The organism is Streptomyces sp. FH025, from assembly GCF_017427025.1.
GTDB lineage: Bacteria > Actinomycetota > Actinomycetes > Streptomycetales > Streptomycetaceae > Kitasatospora.
In genome coordinates, this window is record NZ_JAFLNG010000941.1 from 1 (window position 1) to 2,417 (window position 2,417).

Genomic DNA, 2,417 nt, shown 5'->3' on the forward strand with positions numbered 1-2,417 from the left:
GCCACGATCCACCACCTTACCGGGGGGCGGGCCAAGATCGCCCCGTAAGCTGAAAGTACAGTCAGGAATGGCCGACGACGATGCTCCTGCCGGAGCGACCAGGGGTCGGGGCCGCCGCAGGGGGCCGGGGTCACGTGGCCCCGGCCCCCTGCGGGAGCCCTCAGCGGGGGTGCGTTCAGCGGACGGGCGGGTGGGCCGCCGCGTCCGGTCGTCCACCGCGGGCCACCTCGCCGAGCCAGGCGAGGCTCGGCTTCGGAGTGCGTTCGAAGGTCTCGCGGTCGACGGAGATCAGGCCGAAGGTGGGGCGCCAGCTGCCCCACTCGTAGTTGTCGACGGCGGACCAGTGCAGGTAGCCGCGGACGTCGACGCCGTCGGCCATGGCCGCCCCGAGGTGGCGCAGGGCCTCGGAGGTGTACGCGATGCGGCGGGTGTCGTCGTCCGTCGCGATGCCGTTCTCGGTGACGAGTACGGGTACCCGCGCCACGTCCCAGGCGCGGCGCACGGCGATGCCGAGCGCGTCGGGGCGGTAGGCCCAGCCCTTGAGCGTGTTGTCCGGGCTCTGCGGGTGCGGGCGCGGCCCTTCGGGGCCGACGGGCTGGCTGGTGTAGGACTGCGCGCCGATGAAGTCGTCGCCGCGCGCGGCCTGGAGGTAGAGGTCCTCCCACGCGTACACGGTCTCGGCGAAGACCTCCTCGTGTCCGGCCTCGGGAGTGAACGCCTGCTGCGCGACCGTCCAGCCGACGGCGGCGTCGGTGCGCTCGCGCAGGACGGCGGTCGCCGCGTGGTGCGCCTGCGCGAGGACCTCGCCGGTCGTGATGTCCGGCAGCGGCATGGTCCTCGGCCGGGGCCGGGTGGCTTCGGCGTCTCCCCCGGCTGCTGCGGTGCCCGCCTCGCCGGATTCGAGCGAGGCCTTGAACCGCGCCATGAGCGCCACCATGTTCGGCTCGTTGATCGTGCAGACCCATTCGACCTCGCCGAGGATGTCCGAGGCCCGCTCGGTGTAGCGGCGGAAGAGTTCGACGGCGTCGCGGCGCTGCCAGCCGCCCTGGAGGCCGAACCAGCGCGGGTTGGAGAAGTGGTGCAGCGTCACGACCGGCGTGAGGCCCAGCCCGCGGGCCGTGTCGATCATGCGGCGGTAGTGCGCGAGTGCGGCACGGGAGAACCGACCCGGCTCCGGTTCGATCCGCGCCCACTCGATGCCGAAGCGGTAGGCGTTCAGTCCCGCCTCGGCGAGCAGCCGCATCTCCTCCCCGTAGCGGTGGTAGCTGTCGACCGCGTCGCCGCTGCGCTCGCGGACGAACGTGCTCGGCGTCTGCTCGATCGTCCACCAGTCGCTGTTGACGTTGTCGCCCTCGGTCTGGTGCGGGGAGGTCGACGCTCCCCACAGGAAAGTGCTCATGGCCGTTCTTCTCTTCTCTCTTGTCGGGTTGTCACCGACGGTCGGCGGACACGGCGGCGCGGGGCGCCAGCGGACGTGACAAGTGGTGGTCGTGTGGACGCGGAGATCACCGCGAGGACGGCTGCAACGCAGTGGAGACGTCCGTAGGCGAGACCCGGGCCCGGTTTCAGGGGGCGGAACCCGGGCGAGCGTAACACCTAAAACCACTCAACTGAAGGGATTTAGAAGTGGGGGATAGGGTGAGCAGGTGACCACGGGGCAGAGGGCCAAGCGCGGGCCGTATCGCAAGGGCCTGGAACGGCGGCAGCAGATCATCCGGGAGGCGGTCGCCTACTTCGCCGAGGAGGGGTACCGGGCCGGGTCCATGCGGGAGATCGCCAAGCGCGTCGGACTCACCCAGAAGGGCCTGCTGCACTACTTCCCGACGCGCGAGGCGCTACTCGAAGAGGTGCTGGCCCACCGAGACGCTTCCATCGCCGGCGCGTTCGAGGCCGCCCCGCCCGCCAACTACGGCGAGAGGGTCGAGGCGATCGCCCGCCACATGGTCGACCACCCCGGCCTCGCCGCGCTGTTCACCGTGCTCTCCGCCGAGGGGATCGCCCCCGACAGCCCCGTCCACGAGCGGTTCACAGAGCGCTATCGGGGCGGGCTCGCCCGAGGGGCCGAGCAGGTGGCGGCCCTACAGGCGGAGGGGAGGATCGACGCCTCGTATCCCGCGCGTGAACTCGTCGCCCTGCAGATCGCGGCGCTCGACGGCGTCCAGCTGCTACGGGCCTACGTCCCGGACCTCGACCCCGTCGCGGTCATCCGCCTGCTCGGCGAGCTCACCGGCATGCGCGGGATCGGCATCACGCCGACACAGCCGGCGGCGCGGAAGCCGTCCGCCGACGCCGAGCCGGGGCAGCCGGCCGAGCCGCAGTCCCCCTGAGGCCGATCGGAGCGCCCGCCGCCCCCGGCGGCCTGATCGCCGCCGGTTCCGGGTGCCGCGCGGTCGTCCGCGGTTCGGGGGCGGCGCTGC

At 72.4% G+C, this 2,417-nt stretch carries 2 protein-coding genes; one reads left to right on the forward strand and one right to left on the reverse strand.

The features are described 5' to 3' along the window. Nucleotides 1-175: 175 nt before the first annotated feature. Complete coding sequence (locus tag J0670_RS35930; RefSeq protein WP_207816868.1) at nt 176-1,399, reverse strand: glycoside hydrolase family 1 protein; 1,224 nt, start codon at nt 1,397-1,399, stop codon at nt 176-178. Nucleotides 1,400-1,646: 247 nt separating this feature from the next. Here J0670_RS35930 and J0670_RS35935 point away from each other — a divergent pair, with 247 nt between their 5' ends. After that, on the forward strand, nt 1,647-2,327 hold the full coding sequence (locus J0670_RS35935) for a TetR/AcrR family transcriptional regulator (RefSeq protein WP_207816870.1): 681 nt from the start codon (nt 1,647-1,649) through the stop codon (nt 2,325-2,327). Nucleotides 2,328-2,417 lie beyond the last annotated feature (90 nt).

Bases quoted from the DNA above. Each gene is read 5' to 3' on its own strand.
- J0670_RS35930 (WP_207816868.1), bottom strand. From the start codon at position 1,399: ATGAGCACTTTCCTGTGGGGAGCGTCGACCTCCCCGCACCAGACCGAG.